Annotated in this window: 15 protein-coding genes; 4 read left to right on the forward strand and 11 right to left on the reverse strand. The window is 67.0% G+C overall.

Translation table 11 applies throughout. The annotated features are described in order from the left end of the window. Positions 1-16: 16 nt before the first annotated feature. Positions 17-2,431 (forward strand): heavy metal translocating P-type ATPase, encoded by a 2,415-nt coding sequence (locus tag HNH97_RS11560; RefSeq protein WP_171790989.1) that lies wholly within the window; start codon positions 17-19, stop codon positions 2,429-2,431. A gap of 14 nt (positions 2,432-2,445) precedes the next feature. After that, positions 2,446-2,661, forward strand: coding sequence for a heavy-metal-associated domain-containing protein (locus HNH97_RS11565; RefSeq protein ID WP_171790990.1), 216 nt, complete (start codon positions 2,446-2,448; stop codon positions 2,659-2,661). A 43-nt stretch (positions 2,662-2,704) separates the two neighbouring features. Here the strand turns inward: HNH97_RS11565 and HNH97_RS11570 are convergent, their stop codons facing one another. From HNH97_RS11570 to HNH97_RS11620, 11 genes are all read right to left on the reverse strand, one after another. After that, positions 2,705-3,151, reverse strand: coding sequence for a SufE family protein (locus HNH97_RS11570; protein ID WP_171790991.1), 447 nt, complete (start codon positions 3,149-3,151; stop codon positions 2,705-2,707). 153 nt (positions 3,152-3,304) lie between these two features. Then, positions 3,305-4,618, reverse strand: a complete 1,314-nt coding sequence (gene hslU / locus HNH97_RS11575) for an ATP-dependent protease ATPase subunit HslU (protein ID WP_110912190.1) — start codon at positions 4,616-4,618, stop codon at positions 3,305-3,307. Further along, the gene (hslV, locus tag HNH97_RS11580; protein ID WP_110912189.1) at positions 4,618-5,211 is read right to left on the reverse strand and encodes an ATP-dependent protease subunit HslV; all 594 of its coding nucleotides are present in this window, start codon (positions 5,209-5,211) and stop codon (positions 4,618-4,620) included. Before hslV ends, hslU begins: the two co-directional genes overlap by 1 nt. Positions 5,212-5,259: 48 nt before the next feature. Then, positions 5,260-7,233: a response regulator gene (locus tag HNH97_RS11585; RefSeq protein ID WP_171790992.1), complete on the reverse strand. Its 1,974-nt coding sequence runs from the start codon at positions 7,231-7,233 to the stop codon at positions 5,260-5,262. A gap of 16 nt (positions 7,234-7,249) precedes the next feature. After that, positions 7,250-9,130 (reverse strand): response regulator, encoded by a 1,881-nt coding sequence (locus HNH97_RS11590; RefSeq protein ID WP_171790993.1) that lies wholly within the window; start codon positions 9,128-9,130, stop codon positions 7,250-7,252. Between the two features lie 7 nt (positions 9,131-9,137). Then, complete coding sequence (gene cheB / locus HNH97_RS11595; protein WP_233042971.1) at positions 9,138-10,250, reverse strand: chemotaxis-specific protein-glutamate methyltransferase CheB; 1,113 nt, start codon at positions 10,248-10,250, stop codon at positions 9,138-9,140. After that, positions 10,247-12,391, reverse strand: a complete 2,145-nt coding sequence (locus HNH97_RS11600) for a response regulator (protein ID WP_171790994.1) — start codon at positions 12,389-12,391, stop codon at positions 10,247-10,249. The genes cheB and HNH97_RS11600 overlap by 4 nt, the downstream gene beginning before the upstream one ends. Positions 12,392-12,400: 9 nt before the next feature. Further along, complete coding sequence (locus HNH97_RS11605; protein ID WP_171790995.1) at positions 12,401-14,083, reverse strand: methyl-accepting chemotaxis protein; 1,683 nt, start codon at positions 14,081-14,083, stop codon at positions 12,401-12,403. Positions 14,084-14,089: 6 nt separating this feature from the next. Further along, entirely contained in the window at positions 14,090-14,662 is a 573-nt protein-coding gene (locus tag HNH97_RS11610) for a chemotaxis protein CheW (RefSeq protein ID WP_320442946.1), read from the reverse strand. Then, a complete protein-coding gene (locus tag HNH97_RS11615; RefSeq protein WP_244949412.1) occupies positions 14,659-16,089 on the reverse strand; it encodes a CheR family methyltransferase in 1,431 nt (476 codons plus the stop codon). The genes HNH97_RS11610 and HNH97_RS11615 overlap by 4 nt, the downstream gene beginning before the upstream one ends. Then, on the reverse strand, positions 16,082-16,708 hold the full coding sequence (locus tag HNH97_RS11620; protein WP_171790997.1) for a chemotaxis protein CheW: 627 nt from the start codon (positions 16,706-16,708) through the stop codon (positions 16,082-16,084). Before HNH97_RS11620 ends, HNH97_RS11615 begins: the two co-directional genes overlap by 8 nt. Positions 16,709-16,833: 125 nt before the next feature. Between HNH97_RS11620 and HNH97_RS11625 the strand changes: the two genes are divergently transcribed. Beyond that, a complete protein-coding gene (locus HNH97_RS11625; RefSeq protein WP_110912184.1) occupies positions 16,834-17,217 on the forward strand; it encodes a hypothetical protein in 384 nt (127 codons plus the stop codon). Positions 17,218-17,227: 10 nt separating this feature from the next. Further along, positions 17,228-17,893, forward strand: a complete 666-nt coding sequence (locus tag HNH97_RS11630; RefSeq protein WP_110912183.1) for a cell division ATP-binding protein FtsE — start codon at positions 17,228-17,230, stop codon at positions 17,891-17,893. Positions 17,894-18,069 lie beyond the last annotated feature (176 nt).

An 18,069-nucleotide genomic window follows, 5' to 3' on the forward strand; every position in this document is an offset into this window, starting at 1 on the left:
GTTCAGGAATGAAGTCATGGCCACGGCAGCGCAGACGGCTGTAACCTTCCCTATCACGGGCATGAGCTGCGCCGCCTGCGCCAGCCGGATTGAAAAGGTCATACGGCGCGTCCCCGGCACCACGCCCAGCGTGAATTTCGCCACCGCCCAGGCCACGGTCGGCCTTGCCGCGCCCCTTACCCCGTCGGCCCTCGCCCCCGTGTTCGAGGCGGTGCGCAAGGCGGGATTCGATATCCCCACCCAGACCCTGTCTCTACAGCTTACGGGCATGAGTTGCGCCGCCTGCGCCAGCCGCATTGAAAAGCTGCTCAACCGCCTGCCCGGTGTCACGGCCCACGTCAATTTCGCGGCGGAACAGGCGGATGTGACCTATGTCCCCGGCCTTGCGGATCTGCCCGCCATGATCGCGCAGGTACGCCGGGGCGGATTCGACGCCGCCCCCGCGCGCGACCCCACGCTCCCCTCCGACGAAGGCGATGCGCAGGAACAGGCCCATGTCGCGGCCATGCGGCGGCAGCGTGCGATGTTCGCCCTGTCCGCCATCCTGACCCTGCCGCTGCTGCTGGGCATGGTGGATATGGTGTCGGGCCGGATGGATTTCATGCTGCCGCTGTGGCTGCAATGCCTGCTGGCGACACTGGTGCAGTTCGGCTGTGGCTGGCCGTTCTACCAGAAGGCTTACAAGGCCATCCGGGGCGGCGGGGCGAACATGGACGTCCTGGTCGTGATGGGCACCACGGTCGCGTGGCTGTCGAGCACGGTGATCTGGCTGTTTTCGCTGAAAGGGCATGTCTATTTCGAATCCGGCGCGGTGGTCATCACGCTCGTGCTGCTTGGCCGCCTGCTCGAAGCGCGCGCACGTGACCGCACGCGGGAGGGAATCGCGGGCCTGCTGCGCCTTCAGCCACAGGTTGCGCATGTCGAACGCGACGGGAAGGTGACCGACATGCCTGTTGCCGCCCTGCGGGTTGGCGATGTCGTTGTCGTGCGACCGGGGGAGAGCATTCCCGTCGATGGTGTCGTCATCGCCGGGCAGTCCGATGTGGACCAGTCCGCCATGACCGGTGAAAGCGTGCCGGTGGCGCGCACGGTCGATGACCATGTCATTGGCGCCACCCTCAACCAGAATGGCGTGCTGCGTATCCGCACCGAACATGTCGGCGCCGACAGCACCCTGTCGCAGATCGTGCGCATGGTCCAGCACGCGCAGGCCTCGCACGACCCGGTGCAGCAACTGGTGGACCGCATCTCCGCCGTTTTCGTGCCCGGCGTGCTGGGGATCGCGCTGCTGACATTCCTCATCGGGTGGGCGGTATATGGCCATGCGACCATGGCGCTGACGGGGACGATCGCCGTGCTGGTGGTGGCGTGCCCCTGCTCGCTCGGCCTTGCGGTGCCGACGGCCATCATGGTCGCCACCGGGCGCGGCGCGCGCGCGGGCCTGCTGTTTCGTGATGCCGACACGCTGGAACATGCCCACACCATAAAATTGCTGGTGCTGGACAAGACGGGCACGCTGACACTGGGACAGCCAGAAGTGCGCGAGGTCACGCCCCTGCCCGGCCATGACACGCAGCACCTGCTGGCCATGGCCTGTGCGCTGGAACAGGATTCGGAACATCCCCTCGCCCGCGCCATCGTCGCCTATGGGCGCCAGCACGCGATTACCCCCCTTGCGGTCCATGATGTCACGGCCCTGCCCGGCCGGGGGGTGGAGGGGGTCACGGCGCAGGGCGAACGCCTGCGCCTTGGCGCGCCGCATTTCGTGGCTGACGGCACGGACACGCCCGAAATCGTCACGCAACTGGAGCAGCAGGGGCGCACCGTCATTGGCGTGGCGGGGGCGCGGGGCGTGGTGGGCTATATCGCGCTGAGTGACCGTATCCGGCCCGAAGCCCCCGCCTGTATCGCGGCACTGCGCCGCCACGGGATCGCGACACTGATGCTGACGGGCGACAACCGGCAGGCGGCGGCGGCAATTGCCGGCACGCTGGGCATGGACCGCTTCATTGCCGGTGTCCTGCCGCAGGACAAGGCGGCGGAGATTGAAAAGCTGCGCGCGCAGGGCCATGTGGTGGGCATGGTTGGCGACGGGATCAACGATGCCCCCGCGCTGGCCATGGCCGATATCGGTTTCGCCATGGGGCACGGGTCGGATATCGCGGTGCAGTCCGCGGGCGTGATCCTGATGCGTGACAACCTTGGCGGGATACTCGATGCGATCTCCCTGTCACGCGCCACATTGCGCAAGGTGCGGCAAAACCTGTTCTTTGCCTTCATCTACAATATAATAGGCATCCCGCTTGCGGCTTTTGGCATGCTGGACCCCGCGATCGCCGGGGCCGCCATGGCCATGAGTTCCGTATCGGTGGTCACCAGTTCGCTGCTGCTGAACCGATGGCACACCAAGACAGCACCCATGACGACGTAAGGAAAAAGTTCCAGATGGAAAAATTCACCCTGAAGATATCAGACATGACCTGCGATGGTTGCGCGGCCAAGGTGCGCCGTTCCCTCGAAAACATCGAAGGCGTCTGCGACGTGGAGGTTTCGCTTGAGAAGGGAGAGGCCATCGTGACGTGCGACGACACGTTCACCAACCCCGATGCGCTGGCCAATGCGGTTGACGCGGCGGGCTTCGACGTCGTTCAGGAATACTGAGCCCCCTGCCCGACGGGCAGGGACGGCACCTGCGGGCGGGTGTTCAGGCCGCGTCCTGCGTGGCTGCCGCCTTGCGGATGGCGCGGGCCATGGCCTCCACCCCGTTGCCACGGTTGGTTGACAGCGCCTGCACCAGACCGAGTTCACGCAGGAAACCGGGGTCGGTCTGCAGGATCTCCTCCCTGCTGCGCCCGGAATAGACCCGCAGCAGCAGCGCCACCAGTCCGGAGACGATGGCGGCATCCGACGCCCCGGCCAGGAACAGGGCGTCGCCTTCCTGCTTCGCCTCCAGCCAGACCTGACTCTGACATCCGGGGACGCGATGCGCGTCGTTCGCCCATTCCTTGGGGAAAGGCGGCAGTTTGCGGCCAAGTTCGATGATGTACTGATACCGGTCCATCCAGTCATCGAACAGCGCCAGTTCATCGGCAATCGCCGCAATCGCGTCCGCCGCCGTATCGTCTTTGGGCTTTACGAATGGATCCGTCATCTTCTTCCTCTTGCCCGCAGGCACTGCGTCACAGGCATGGCCTGCAAATCATAAAGACATTTTTGGTAAAGCTTTTTCAAAAAAGCTTCAGGAAACGCCGCCTTTTCGCAAAAAAGGCGGCGCCCAAAAACGTTCTGCCAATATTATGGGGATTTACAGGATAAAGCGGCTCAGGTCGCCCTTGCGCGCCAGCGGGGCCACTTTTTCCTGAACATCGGCGGCGGTGATTTCCACGGTCTGCCCCGCGCGGTCGGTGGCGGTAAAGGACACCTCCTCCAGCAGGCGTTCGATCACGGTCGCCAACCTGCGTGCGCCGATATTCTCCACCCGTTCGTTGATGTCCGCGGCCAGTTCGGCCAGCGCATCCACCGCATCGTCGGTAAAGCGCAGTTCCACCTTTTCCGTGCCCAGCAGCGCGGTGTACTGCGTCAGCAGCGAATGTTCCGGCTCCGTCAGGATACGGCGCAGGTCCTGCCGCGTCAGCGACGACAGTTCCACGCGGATCGGCAGGCGCCCCTGCAGTTCAGGCAGCAGGTCCGACGGCTTGGCGATATGGAACGCGCCCGATGCGATGAACAGGATATGGTCCGTGCGCACGGGGCCGTACTTGGTCGAAACCGTCGTCCCCTCGATCAGGGGCAGCAGGTCGCGCTGCACCCCCTCGCGGGAGACGTCGCCACCGCGCGCGCCACTTTCCGCGCGGGCACAGACCTTGTCGATCTCGTCAAGGAAGACGATGCCGTGATCCTGTGCATGGGCCACCGCCTCGCGCGTCAGGCTTTCGGTATCGAGCATCTTGTCCGCCTCCTCACGCGTCAGGGCGGCGCGGGCCTCGGCCACCGTCATGCGACGGCGCTGGGGCATGCGGTTCATGAAGCCCTTCATCATGTCGGAGAAATTGATGACCGTGCCCGGCGTCATGTTCGGCATGTCCGCCTGCCCCGAAGGCGACGGCCCCTCGGTTACCGAAATCTCGACCTCCTTGGCCTCCAGTTCGCCATTGCGCAGCATGCGGCGGAATTTGTTGCGGGTGTCGGCGGATGCGCCTTCGCCCACCAGCGCGTCGAGCAGGGCGTTTTCGGCGGCCATTTCCGCCTTGGCCTGCACGTCCTTGCGCCGCAGGTCGCGCAGCATGTTGATCGAGACCTCCACGAGGTCACGCACGATGCTTTCGACATCGCGCCCGACATAGCCGACTTCGGTGAACTTCGTCGCCTCGACCTTCAGGAACGGCGCCTGCGCCAAGCGGGCAAGGCGACGCGCGATCTCGGTCTTGCCGCAGCCTGTCGGGCCGATCATCAGGATGTTCTTGGGCACGACCTCCTCACGCAGGCCCTCGGGCAGTTGCGCGCGCCGCCAGCGGTTGCGCAGCGCAATGGCCACCGCGCGCTTGGCGTCGGTCTGCCCGATGATGAACCGGTCGAGTTCGGAGACGATTTCCCGCGGGGAATGATTGGGGATTTCCATCATGCCTCTACCTTGTCCGTATCACCGCCCAGCGTTTCCACCGTGACGGAATAATTCGTGTAAACGCAGATATCGCCCGCGATCTTCATTGAACGCTGCGCGATCTCACGCGCGCCCAGCCCCTCGATCCCCAGCAGCGCACGCGCGGCCGACAGGGCATAGTTCCCGCCCGATCCGATGGCGATGATGCCGTCCTCGGGCTCCAGCACGTCGCCATTGCCGGTCAGGGTATAGGAATGATCCGCATCGGCGACGGCCATCATCGCCTCCAGCCGCCGCAGGTAGCGGTCGGTGCGCCAGTCCTTCGCCAGTTCGACGCAGGCGCGTTCAAGCTGGTTCGGATACCGTTCCAGCTTCGCTTCCAGCCGTTCGAGCAGGGTAAAGGCATCGGCGGTTGCACCGGCGAACCCGGCAAGGATGCTGCCCGACGGGCCGATGCGGCGTACCTTGCGCGCATTGCCCTTGATGACGGTCGCACCCAGCGTCACCTGGCCGTCGCCGGCCATCGCCACCTGGTTGTCGCGCCGCACGCACAGGATGGTTGTGCCGTGCCAGCCAATCGGATCGTGGGGGTTTACATGATGATCTTGCATATCATGAAGAAATAGGAGATTTACCCCACAGCACAAGGGGGCGCGGCATCATCCGTGCCCTGCTTCATGCCCGTCCGGCCTCGCTGCGGCCCCGCCGCGCATGATTCGCCCGATCTGTTCCGCCAGCCCCGCGCGGGTGAAGGGCTTGTGCATGACATTCCCCCCCTTCGGCAGGGTGCCAAGGTTGGCATAGCCGGTCAGGTACAGCACCTTCAGGTCCGGCTGGATCGCCTGCAGGCGATGCGCGGTTTCCTGCCCGCCCATCTCGGGCATCATCACATCCATGATGACAAGGTCCAGCGGACCCAAGCCCCCTGCCTCCAGCGCGGCGACGGCGGCCCTGCCCCCGGCATAGTCATGGACCTCGTGCCCGCGGGCGCGCAGGAACCCCGCCGTGACCGCGCGCACGCCCGGTTCATCGTCAACGACCATGATGCGCAGGGGCCGGTCCGGCATGGTGGATGGCACGGTCCCGTCCGCCTTCTCCTCCCGCACGGTCCCGTCCTGCACCGGCAGGCACAGGTCCACGCGCGTACCCGCGCCGGGGGTGCTGTGGACCTGCACCTCGCCACCGACATGGCGGACGAAGCCATAGATCATCGACAGGCCAAGCCCGGTGCCCCGTCCCACGTCCTTGGTGGTGAAGAACGGTTCGAACACGCGCGCCAGCGTCTCCTCCGACATGCCCATGCCCTGGTCCTGCACCGACACCATGACATAGCTGCCGGGCACGAGGTTGGTGCCCGCCACGACCTCGCGCACGCGCTTGAGTGCGGTGGACACGCGGATCACGCCCCCTTCGGGCATCGCGTCCACGGCGTTGATGCACAGGTTGAGCACCGCAAGTTCGAGTTGCCCCGCATCGGTGCAGACCGGCGGCAGCCCCCCGTCGGATGCTGCGGTATCGACGACGATGGAACAGGGCGTCGCCAGCGCCTTGTCCTGCCGCGACACCACGGTCTGCGCCAGCAGGTCCTTCATGCCGTGCAGCAGGGCGTTCACGTCGATCGGCTCAAGGCTCAGGTCGCGCGGGCGGCTGAAATTGAGCAGCCTGCGCGTCAGCGACGCCCCGCGCCGCGCCGCCGCCGTGGCATTGTCGAGCAGGCGCAGCACCGCGCCCTCATCCTGTGGCAGCATGTCATGGGCCAGTTCCAGCGACCCCAGCACCGCCGTCAGCAGGTTGTTGAAATCATGCGCGATCCCGCCGGCCATCGTGCCAAGGGCCTGCATCTTCTCCGCCTGGCGCAGGCGGCCTTCCATTTCCTGCTGGCGGGTGATGTCGCGGTTGATGACGACGGAATAGACATCGGGGCTTTCCCCGTCCTCCAGCACGACGCGCGTGAACTCGCGCCAGCGGCCATGGGCGCGCCCGACCTGCGGCGGCAGTTCGACCGCGGCCTCGTCGCGGCCCTCCGCGCGCATGCGCTCCTCCGCCGCGCGCAGGGCCGGCAGCAGCACGGGATCGCACAGGTCCTCCTCCCGCTGGCCAAGGCAGGCGGCGATGTCGCGGTCATAGAAATCGGCCGCCTGCCGGTTGATCCGCACGAAACGCCCTTCGGCATCCTTGAAGCCAAGGCCCGCGCGCAGGTTGTTGAGCAGCCCGTGCAGCAACTGGCGTTCGGTACGCAGTTCGCGTTCCAGCCGGTGATAGTCCGCAGCCTGCACGATCATCGCGCGCAGGGCGTCGGGGTCCCATGGCTTGTGCGAATAAAAGGAGATGCGCCCCTGGTTCAGGGCCGCGGCCACCGCGCCGATATCGGCATAGCCCGTCAGCAGGATCGCCTGCGCGTCGGAAATCTCACGCGCGCGGGCCAGCATGACATCGCCGCCCATCTCGGGCATGCGCTGGTCGGAGACGATGACATCGACATCATTGCGCTGTGCAAGGATCTCCAGCGCCTCCACCGGCGACGTGGTGGAGACGACGGTAAAGGCATCTTCGAGCAGGTCCGTCAGGGCGACGAGGATTTCGGGTTCGTCATCCACCACCAGGATGACGGGACGCGCGGGCTGTGTTGTCATATCGTGCTCTTTCCCATCATGCCTGCCCTGCCTGTCCACCGGATATGCGCCCGTCGGACCCACCATGGCCGTCTTCGGAGTCCTGCGCGCGCCATGGCACCGAAATGGTGAACTGCGCGCCGCCGTGCTCACGGTTGGCGACCGTCAGCGTTCCCTGATGGGCCTGCACCACGCCATAGGCGATCGCAAGCCCAAGTCCCGTTCCCGCGCCAACCGGCTTGGTGGTGAAGAAGGGTTCGAAGATGCGTTCCTGCACCTCGGGCGCGACACCCGGACCGGTATCGGAAATCGTGAAGACGTAATGGGGGGCGCCATCCTCCCCCTCCCGCCTGAGTTCGGTGCGGATGTCGATGCGGCCCCGCGCCGGGGTGTCCGATACCGGATTATCACGTTCCGCCGCCTCCACAATTGCATCGGCGGCATTGCTGATAATATTCATGATGACCTGGTTCAGCAGCGCCGCCTGGCAGTACAGACGCTCCGGCGCGGTGTAATCGCGGTGCACGACGATGCCATTGCCCAGTTTCTGCGTCAGCAGCGCCAGTACCGTCTCCAGCGCCTCGGGCACGTCGATGACCTGGAACAGCCCCTCGTCCAGTCGCGAGAATTTGCGCAGGTTCAGCACGAGGTTCTGGATCCTGCGCAGGCCAAGGTTCATCGACGCCACGCGGTCGCGGCACTTGCGCAGGATCGCCTCGCGCCCGTCACGCCCGGTATCGGTGGACGCGTCCTCCATGTCCATCACGCGTTCCAGTCCACGCGCCACGGTGTCCTTGTGCGCAAGGATGAAGGCCAGCGGGTTGTTGATCTCGTGCGCGATGCCCGCCACCAGTTCACCCAGCGACGCCATCTTGGCCGTCTGCACCAGCTTGCCCTGTGTCTCGATCAGCTTGCGGTTGGCGTCGGCCAGTTCGCGGTTGGCCTGCTCCAGCGCCTCCGCCAGCGACGCCTTCGACGCGATGGCCGCCGCCTCGGCGCGCGCGCTCTTGATCGCGATCTCGCGGTTCTGGCGTTCCACCTCGATACGGCGGACATCATCCTGCAACAGCTTGCGCCGCACCAGCACGCGGATGCGCAGCGCCAGAACGGAGGGTGCGACATCATCGGGCACAAGGTCATCGACACCCGTTTCGAACACGCGGGCGGAAAATTCGCGCTGGTCCGGGCTGGGCGGGCTTATGGCAAGGATGCGCAGCGGCACGCCGCCACGCATCAGCACCTCCTGGCGCAGTTCGTCGAGCCTGCGGCAGAACACCACCCCGTCGAACCCGCCCACCGTCAGGTCCACCACCACGCAGTCGGGCGCGCGTTCGGGGTCGAGCAGTATCTGCTGGTCGAAATGCGCGGGATCGGCACAGATGGTCACGATATGCCCGTCGCGCTGCAGCAGGTCGATCAGCGCCCCGACCTTCCCCCCATCGGTGGTCGCGTCATGGCGCGGGGTGACGACCAGAATGCGCGCACGGCGGAACACACGCCCCGGACGCGCGCGGACATTGCCCGCATATTCACGCAAAAGCGCGCGGATGCGAAAGACGATCAGCGTGGAATCGGAGGATTTGGGCACATAGGCGTCCGCCCCGCTCTCCAGCCCTTCACGCTCCAGCCCCGGTTCTATCCCTTCGGTCAGGATCAGGACCGGGATGGTGCGCGTCACCGCGTTCATGCGCAACTGCCGCGCAAGCTGCCCGCCATTCATGCCCGGCAGGTGATAGTCCGCGATCACGAGGTCGGGGATATGGCTGTCGAGCGTATCGAGTGCCGCCTCCCCGCTTGCGACGCGTTCAACGGTAAAGCCATGGCCCTGCAGCATGTAGCGGATGCGCAGGGCCTGCGTATCGGAATCCTCCACCAGCAGGACGGTGGCGGGACGGTCGTCATCGGGCTGTACTGTCATGATCGGGTCATGTTCCGTGGTATCTGTCGCCCGGGGGACGCACCCCCTCGGGCGGGTCGGCACTGTCGCTCAGGAGACGTTCGATATGTGGCGCGATGTCCGGCAGCGGCAGGCTGATGCAGGTTGCGCCGGCACGTTCCGCGGCACCGGGCATGCCGTGGATGACGGCGGTGCTGCGGTCCTCGGTCATGGTATAGCCACCCGCGCGGCGCATGTCGCCAAGGCCCTGCGCCCCGTCCTCGCCCATTCCGGTCATCAGCACGCCCAGCGCGCCGCGGCCATAGGCGCGGGCGACGGACGAAAACAGGACCGACGCCGATGGCCGCTGCCCCTGCACCGGCGGCATGTCGAGCAGGACCGCCTCCCCCCGCGTGCCCACGCCCAGGTGCCGGTCCCCCGGCGCGATATAGACATGCCCGCGCCGCAGCACCTCGCCATGGCGCGCAAGCGCCACGGGCATGGGCACCTGCTGGTCCAGCCAGTGGGCGAACCCCTCCATGAACGGTCCGCCCATATGCTGCACCCCCACGACGGGAAGGGGAAAATCCGCCGGCAGCGCGCCCAGCACCTGCGCAAAGGCGCGCGGCCCCCCGGTGGAGGCGGCAAGGGCGAGGATACGCGGCGCAACCGTCCATGGGACCAGTGGCGCGGCCTGTGGCGGATGCGCGCCCGCATCGAGCAGGCGGCGGCGGATCACGGGCACCTGGCTCATGATGTAAAGCTGCGTCGTGATCGCGCTGACGGCGGCGCGCCCGGCCTCCGACGTCAGGCCGCGCGGCTTTTCGATCACCGCAAGCGCCCCCGAACGCAGCGCATTCATCGACACCTGCGCATCCAGCGCGTCGCTAACGATGACGATGGGTGTCGGGCACTGCGCCATGATGCGGCGCGTCGCCTCCAGCCCATCCATGCCGGGCAGGCACACATCCATCGAAATCACGTCCGGGCGCAGGTGCGGGACAAGGCGGATCGCCTCCTCCGCGCTTTCGACCGCATCGATCAGGCGCAGGCGCGCGTCGCTGCGGATGCTGTGTGACAGCAGGTGGCGCAGGACGGCCGAATCCTCCACCACCAGGACGGAGCGCGGGGCCGCGGCGGGGATGGTGGGGGTATGGATCACAACAGCCCCCGGATCGTCGCCAGCAGTTCGCCCTGGTCGAATTTCTGCTTGGTGATATAGGCGCGCGCGCCGCCTTCCAGCCCGCGGCGGATCTCCTCCTCGTTGTCGCGCGACGTCATCAGCACGACGGGGATATCCGCCAGGCGCGGGTCGGCATGGATGGCCGCCAGCAGGGCGAAACCGTCCATCCGGGGCATTTCCACGTCGGTCACGACCACATCGACCCGGCGCGATGACTGCAGCAGCATCATCAGCGCCTCCTCCCCATCCACCGCCAGCATCACGTCAAACCCGTGGGCCTGCAGGATCGTCTTCTGCAGGGTGCGCGTCGTGATGGAATCATCGACCACCAGCACCAGCGGCGCACGCCGGGCCTCCGGCGTGGCCTGTGGCGGCGGGGCGGGCGCGAAATGCATGCCCCTGCCCTTGCGCGCGCGCCAGCGTTCGAACAGGCGGTCGGGACTGATGACGAAAACGGGCCTGTCCTCGCGCGGCCATGCGATGCCGGGGACCAGTTCGCTGTCCAGTCCCACGGCGGAGGCATCGGAAATCAGCAGCGTGCGCACCTCCACCATCCGTTCGACGGCAAAACCGCATGACACGCCATCGACCTCCATCACCGCGACCGTGACCGCGCCACTGCGCTCCGGCAGGCAGGCGGGGACGTCGTCCTCCCCCACGAAGGCGGACAGCGGCACGATGGGCACCAGTTCCTCCTCCGCCTGCCCGTCCGTGGCCTGCGGCTGTGTGCCGGTTGCCTCCGGATGCGGCAGGACCGCGAACGGACAGCCATCGACCATGCGGATGTCCTCGCGCATTACACGCAGCAGGTGCCGGATGACGCGACCGGGCAGGCCGATCATCCGCTTCCCGTTTTCCACCAGCAGGACGGTGCGCTGGCGCTGCGATACCGGTACCGTCAGGGTCACGACCGTGCCGCAGGGCTGCCCCTGTTCCATCGCAACGGTACCGTGCAGGGCGCGCGCGGCCTCCGCCACGATCGACAGGCCAACCCCGCGCCCGGCAAGGTGGTCCACATGCGCACGGGTGGAAAAGCCGGGTTCGAACACCCGCGCCAGCAACTGCCGCGCATCGAGCGGCGCATCGACATGGATCATGCCCTGGCGCACCGCGCGCGCGGCAATCGCCTTCAGGTCGGGCCCGCACCCGTCGTCACTGACCCGGACCTGCAGGCGCACCCCCGTCAGCGTCACCGTCAGCGTGATGGTCTGCTGTTCCGGCTTTCCGGCCTTCAGACGCTGCGCGCGGCTTTCATGGCCATGGACGATGGCATTGCGCAGCAGGTGCAGCACGGGATCACGCAGCGCCTGCATCACGCGGCGTTCGGCCTGCACCTCCATCCCGCGCAGCCGCACCTCCACCTGCGCCTGCGCGCCACCATGTTCGCGCGCGATGCGCCGCGCCATCGCGGCAAGCGACCCGAACACCGTCCCGGCGGGGACAAGGCTGATGGCGTGCACTTCCTCGCCCAGACGCTGCAGGGCGCGATCACCCTGCCCGGTCATCAGTTCATGGTCACGCCCGATGGCCATCAGGCGCCGCGTCATGCGCGAAAAGATCGCGACCGGGTCGGCCTGTATCCGCTGCGGCGCATGCGACAGCGCACGCATGTCACGCATAAGGTCGCCAAGGCGTTCCCACAGCCGGTCATGGCGTTCGGCCACGCCCATCAGGTCATGCACCGCCCCGGACAGCGCATCGAGGCGGGAGACGGGAACCTGCACATAGGCCTCCCCCCCGCCGTCGCCGGTGGCGGGCGGGGCCGCGCGCCCGTCCGGCGCGCCATCGGGCGGCGCCACGGACGCGGGAGGCGGTGGGGGTTCCATGATGGCGTCGATATCGTCAAGCGCACGCGAAATGGTCGCGATATCGGCATCGTCAAGTGTTCCACCACGTTCCATCAGCGTGGACAGGCGGTTTTCCACGTCGTGGGCGATTTCCTCCACCGCCGGGATTTCCACCGCGCGCGCCGCCCCCTTGAGCGAGTGCATGCGGCGGAAAATCTCCGCCAGCGCCTGGCGTGTGCCGCACCCGGCAGTCAGCAGATCGCGGATGACGCGCAGGTGGTCGCGATATTCCGCGTCGAAAACCGCCAGAAGCTCCTGCCTGAGATCAACCACAACCGGGCGTCAGGTCCGGTACCGGGCGGAAATCGCCAGCAACTGCTTCGACAGCTTGCCAAGGTTGCTTGCCGATGCCTCCAGGTTGCGCGTGCCGCCCGATGTCTGCTGGCTGGCCTGGCGGATGCTCTGCAATGCGGTCATGACCTGCTCGATGCCAAGCTGCTGCTGGTTGGTGGAGGCGACGATCTGCTGGAACGCATGCACGCCCTCCTCGATCCCGCCGGTCATGCGCTCGATGGTCTTGTAGGCGATGTCGGTGCGCTCCCGCCCGGCGGAGACACGCTTGACCGCCTCCTCGGTCAGCATGACCGAGGTGTTGATGCCGCGCTGGATGTCGCCAAGGATGGAACGCACGTTCTGCGTCGCATCGCGCGACTGGTCGGCGAGGATCTTCATCTCTGCCGCGACCACGGCGAAGGAGCGCCCGTGCTCGCCCGCTGCCGCCGCCTCGATCGCGGCATTGAGGGCAAGCAGGTGGGAACGTTCCGACAGGTCGTTGACGGTGGTGATGATCTCGCTGATCGCCTCGGTCCGTTCGGACAGGGCGACGATGTTCGACGCCACGGCCTCCGCCCCGTCATGGGTGCGCGCCATCGCGCGGGCCGTCTCCTCCACGGCGTCAAGGCCGCTTGCGGAGCTGTGGACGATCACCTCGGCGGAGGAAATGACCTCACGCGCGCGCTTGCTGATCTGCGCGCCGGAATGGGTGATCTGGTCCACGGTCGCGGCCGTTTCCTGAATGGCGGCGAACTGCTCCTCCACACTTGCGGCCTGCTGCTGGGTGGAGGCGCGGATGTCGGCCACCGCCACGTCAAGGTCGCGCGTGACCTCCCCGCTCTGGCGTGCGATTTCGCGCAGGCCGTCGATCATGCGGTTCAGCCCGGCGGCAAGGCGCGCCACCTCGTCACGGTTTTCGCCCATGTCGCCCACCTTCGCCCGGGTGGCAAGGTCGACCTGCCCCACGCGTTCCATCACATGCATGATGGAGGCCAGCGGTTCCATGATCGAACGCCGCGTCCAGAACGTCACGATCAGTGCCACGATCACCGCCGCCCCAAGCCCGATGGCCAGCGAACGGCGGCTGTAGTCATAGGACGCGCCGCCCTGCGTTTCCGCAACCCGCACCCCACGGTCCAGAAGCGAGGCCGCCTGGCTGACAAGCTGGTCGATCTCCTTCTCCCGGCTTTCGATACGCCCGACCTGTTCGCGCACCACCTGCTGGTCGCCCGCGCGCATCGCATGGAACAGCGCGCCGACCGCGCGTTCGTCCACCAGCACCTGCTGCGCCATTTCACGCAACTGCCCCGATACGGTGGCGAACATGTCGCGCTGGTCCGTGGACTGAGCCAGGCGCTCCGCCTCGTCCGCGCCGGCGGTAACGCTGCTGAGCAGTTCGTCGGCCTGATGCGCGCGTTCGTCCCAGTCGGAAATGGCGTCATCGAGCGCACCGGGCGCATTTTCGTAATCATGGGCATAGTAATGCGCGACGATCGCAAGGCGCCGCGCTGCAAGGTCGGTTTCATCCACGCGGATCAGCGTCAACTGGCGATAGACCGTAAGGTCGCGCGTGACGATGATGGTCATTTCATCGCGGACGTCGCGGATCTGTCCCAGCGCATAGACGCCAAGCGAGACCATCAGCAGGACGCCGACCATGAAGCCGAACAACAGACGGTTTGCAATCGTCACGACAGGCTACACTCCGGAATAACGGACGGAAAAGAGACGCACCGGGTCCAGCGCCACGACATGCCGCCCACCGGGCAGCACGGCGGTGGGAAAGCCCGATGGCAGGACGGATGGTGCGGTGGCGGGAATATCCATAACGCCTCTGGCCGCGCCCGCAAGCAGCGCGATGCGCGCCAGCGGCACGGAAGACACCGAACGCAGCAGGATCATGACCCCCGGTTCAGGCTGCGCCTCCTCCTCCAGCAGCATGGCGAGGTCGAACACGGTATAGAGATCCCCCTGATAGCCGTACACACCACGCACGCTTGCGGGGCAGTCGGGGCGGCGGGGCATGTCGCTCCAGGCCGGGTCGGTCACGCGCAGCACCGCATCAAGATCGATGCAGCATTCACGCCCGCCCACATCGAGCACCAGCACCCGCCGCCCCGGTGCCTCCTGCGCGGTGTTCGCGTCATGGCGCGCGGCCAGCAGGGCGGCGCGTTCGGCAAGGATGCGCCGGGCGAAGCGGTCCTGCGTCGCGTCGGCGGGTTCCCCGTCCGCGGGCATGTCCCCGCCCGTTGCGTCGTCGCGCCGCGTCATGACAGGCCCGATGCGATGTCAGGCAGCGCGGCCAGAAGCCCCGCGTCATGGTTTTCCTTGTCCTGCAGGATCCGCAGCAGGCCACCCGCCGTAAGACCCCCGCCCCCTTCGAGGACATGCGTCGCCGACAGGCACATCGCCAGTTCACGCGCCTGCGCCCGCAGGCGGCGGGCGTCCTCGGCGGCGCCCGTCCCCTCCAGCAGGTGCGCGAGGTAGCAGCGCGCCATCACATGGCCACGGCGCAGGTAGATCACGCGACGGAATCCCTCCACCGCGCCTTCATGTTCGCCAAGCGCCAGCAGAAGGATGCCCAGCATGAAATAGACCCCGACCGCCATGGGCGCGCGGCGCAGGTATTCACGGCACATCCCCACCGCGCGACGTGGCGCGCCGCTGTCGGCAAGCTGGCGGATGGTGCGCAGGATCCCGGCCTCCCGCCCGCCTTCACGCGCGGGATCGGCCACGGCCTGCGGCGCGGACGAGGACACATGACGCACCGTGCGCGCGGGACGCGGCAGGGTGGGCGGGGCCGACACCAGCCCCCCCCGGGATGCTGGCGTGCGCGGCGCGATGGGGGCATCGCCACGTTCGCGCGTGCGAAAGGCCATCGTGCCGGGCAGGCGCACAGGCTGCATGAAATTCTCGAACTGTTCCATCGGTTCGGAATGCCCGACCAGCATCCATCCCCCCGCCGTCATGCGCTGCGCCATTTCGCGCACAAGCCGCGCGACCTGCACCGGGTCGAAATAGATCAGCACGTTGCGGCACAGCACGAGGTCGAACGGCCCGACCGGCCCGCGCCCGTGCGGCAGGTCCATGATGTTGGCATGGCGGAAGCGCACCATCTGGCGATAGCATTCCTTCAGCCGCCATGTCCGTCCCTCCACCACCGGGACGAACCATTCCGCGCGCTGGCGCGGGGTCAGGTCACGCAGCGCCCACCAGCCGAATTCCGCCTGCCGCGCCTGGTCGAGCGCACGGGTGCTGATGTCGGTGCCGAGTATCTCTATGGTCCACCCGTCCTCGCCCCGGCGTTCGAGCAGGTGCCTGAGGACGATGGCCACGGAATACGGTTCCGCCCCGTTGGCGCACCCGACACTCCAGATCCGCAGCATGCGCATCGCGCGCAGGCGCGACAGCAGTTCGGGCAGGATCGTGGTCTCGAGCGCGCGGAACTGCTCGGCATAGCGGAAGAAGAAGGTCTCCCCGATGGTGATGGCGGATTCAAGCTCACGCCATTCCGCATCGCCAAGCGCCTCGTCATTGAGGTGTTCGAGGTAGTCGAGATATCCCCTGCACCCGAGTGCCGCCATCCGCGCCGCGATGATCTTTTCCAGCAGCGCCGGCTTGTCGGTATAATAATGCAGGCCGGTCCGCGCGGTGATCACGGAGATGACCCGGCGCAACCCCGCGCTGACTTCAGACATCGCGCGCCCCATCTGCGGTCCATAACGCCGCGCGCTGCTCCTCACGCGCCATCAGGCCCGACAGCCTGTGGCGTTCGCTGTGCCGCAGCACGCCATCCATCTCCATCACGATGGCGGGTGGTTCGCCTCCGCGATCGATTTCGCCGACAATACAGTCTCCCGCCCCGCGATCAATACCAAGTGGCATGATCGCATCGGCGCGCACCTGCATCACATCCATCACCCGGTCCACCAGCAGCGCCACCCAGCCCGGATGCACACCCATGCCGGTCTCCATCCCCGCGACGGCGCACAGCAGCAGCGGGCGGTACAGCAGGTCCGATGCATGCAGCGCCACGGGCGGGCGCGCGCCCATCAGCACCGCAAGGTCAATGACCGGCACGCGCGTGCGCCCCAGCCAGAACCATCCCGGCAGGTGCGGCAGATCCACCGGCAGCGGCGACAGCGCAGGCGCGGGGATACATTCATGCACGTCCCCCACCGGCAGGGCATAGACCTGCGCGCCCACGCCGAACACGACCATCGCGCGCAGTTCGTGCCCCGGCGCGTGTGCGTCACGCCCTGATCGCCTGCCCTCTTCCATGTTACGGTTCCCCGGCACGCTGCTATCCGTTTCCATGCACCCCGATCTGTGTGTACAAGGCAGAAGTTTGCATTTAACACAAGCCGTCGCTACCTCGGGCAGGAATGCGTTCCCGACAGGCCGGGCGGCGCATCGCACCTGCATGCCGGAGATATTTGATAATGGACACCCCACTTTCCAATAGCGCCAACACCACCGGACGTCCCGCATGGGTCAATGCCGTGCGCATCGCAGTGTGGTCCGTGTGCTATTTCGCGTTCTATTTCGTGCAGCAGGTGGCCGAACTGCTGGCGCCGCTGCTGCTGATCGTGGGGATCGGCTGGAGCGCGCTGCCGCACCTGATGGGGATTGTCAGCACCTCGTCCGAGGCCAGCGACCCGCAGGCGCATGACGTCATTGTCCGTGTCTCCCACTCCATTCCCGATCACATCAGCGTCGGCAGCCACCTGCTGACCCCGTCCTCGCTGATCTTTGACGGGCTGGCGCTGATGGCGGCGGCCGCCCTGTGCGCGACAGCCTCCGCCGTCGCGGCGCGCAGCATGTAACAGATCCCAGATGTTCCGGCTTCAGGACGTCAGCTACCTCTATCCCGCGGCGCAGAAGGGCGCGGCGCTGAACCATGTCAGCGTGGCGGTGGCGCAGGGGGAATTCCGCTGGCTGCTCGGCCCGTCGGGCGCGGGGAAATCGAGCCTGCTGCGGATCCTGGCGCTGGAGGCGCGGGCGTCGTCGGGGATGGTCGATGTGCTGGGCGTGCCCGTGATGCAGGCGCGGCGCGGCGTGATCGCACGCCTGCGCCAGCGCATCGGCGTCGTCTACCAGGATTTCCGGCTGCTGGATGACCTGTCGGCGTTCGACAACGTGGCGCTGCCGCTGCGCCTGCAGATGCGCCCCGAAAGCGAGATCCGCCACGAGGTCAACGCCATCATGAAATGGGTCGGCCTGGGATCGCGCACCGACGCCCTGCCCCCGCAGCTTTCGGGGGGGGAGCAGCAGCGCGTGGCGATCGCGCGCGCCGTCATCCACCGCCCCGCCCTGCTGCTGGCGGATGAACCGACCAATGCCCTTGATGACCGGCAGGCCACGCGCCTGATGACCATGTTCCACCGGCTTGCGGAACTGGGCACCACGATTGTCGTGGCGACGCATAATGATGCGCTCGTGCGCAAATATCCCGCCCATGCGATCGAACTGATGCAGGGCTACCTCGTGCAGGAGGGCTGAGGACATGGCCCTGTGGCCCGGCACGCGACGCCGCGATGGCCTTGCCCTGCGGCAGGCCATCCCTGACCGGCTGCTGCCGTTCCTGGTCGGCGCGATGGCGTTCCTCGCCGCCCTTGCGCTGGCGGGGGGGATCGGGGCGCATGCGCTCTCGGCGCGCTGGACGCACGGGGCGGGGG

Origin of the sequence: Gluconacetobacter entanii (genome assembly GCF_013155425.1) — a bacterium.
GTDB lineage: Bacteria > Pseudomonadota > Alphaproteobacteria > Acetobacterales > Acetobacteraceae > Novacetimonas > Novacetimonas entanii.